Annotated in this window: 2 protein-coding genes; both read right to left on the bottom strand. The window is 45.2% G+C overall.

Annotation, left to right across the window (positions count from 1 at the left end; translation table 11 throughout):
• Window positions 1–125 (bottom strand): GTP-binding protein (locus AB4486_RS27415; RefSeq protein ID WP_372119948.1); only part of this gene is annotated, 125 nt, incomplete at its 3' end.
• The gene (locus AB4486_RS27410) at window positions 115–675 is read right to left on the bottom strand and encodes a carbonate dehydratase (protein WP_102393857.1); all 561 of its coding nucleotides are present in this window, start codon (window positions 673–675) and stop codon (window positions 115–117) included. The genes AB4486_RS27410 and AB4486_RS27415, both read right to left, overlap by 11 nt.
• Window positions 676–743 lie beyond the last annotated feature (68 nt).

Raw genomic sequence — 743 nt, 5'->3', positions numbered from 1 at the left:
GCCCAGCGTTCATTTTCTGGTTTGTTATTCATCAGGTTGAGAATCGCAGAGGTTTTTCCCACTCCAAGGAACCCGGTAATAATGTTGGTTGGAATGCCTAACATAGGTGACTTATCAGAGCTCATTAGCAATTCTCCTATAGCCTTGAACTAGGGTGTGGTTGGCTGATACCACAGACTCTGAAAATGCAGAGTATTCAGGCGGTACTTTGGAGATGCTATTTAAGTCAAACCCTGAGCCTATATTGGTCATTGGTGGAACATGGAAGTTTTCCGGTAAATCGAGGCCATCTATCACACAGTTATGGCGAATGACACAACCTTTGCCAATCACAGCATTGAATACCACCGAGTTGAAGCCAATAAAGACATCGTCACAAACTTCACAAGGGCCATGAATGATGGAACGGTGAGCGATAGAAGAGCGTTCTCCAATGGTAACCGCTGCTCCTGCTTTTGAGTGTATGACGACACCATCTTGAATATTGGTATCGCGCTTAATCACGATTGCTTCCATGTCACCTTGTTCGTTAACCTCGTCGGCACGAATGACGGCGTAGGGGCCGATAAACACGTTATCTTCAATGATAACTTTCCCGCAGATGATAGCGGTCGGGTCAATGAAGGCGGTTTCCGATACGTTCGGCATATGGCCGCTAGGGTTTCTTCTTAACATATTGAGCTCTTTTATTTTTTTAGTGCCGCAGGGTCTACCACCATTGATGGAGCGGAATATTTATGTAT

This window comes from Vibrio sp. 10N.222.55.C6, from assembly GCF_041473395.1.
In the GTDB taxonomy this organism is placed as follows: Bacteria; Pseudomonadota; Gammaproteobacteria; order Enterobacterales; family Vibrionaceae; genus Vibrio; species Vibrio crassostreae_C.
Note: the sequence above shows the minus strand (reverse complement) of the source record. Positions and strands in the feature narration are given on the sequence as shown.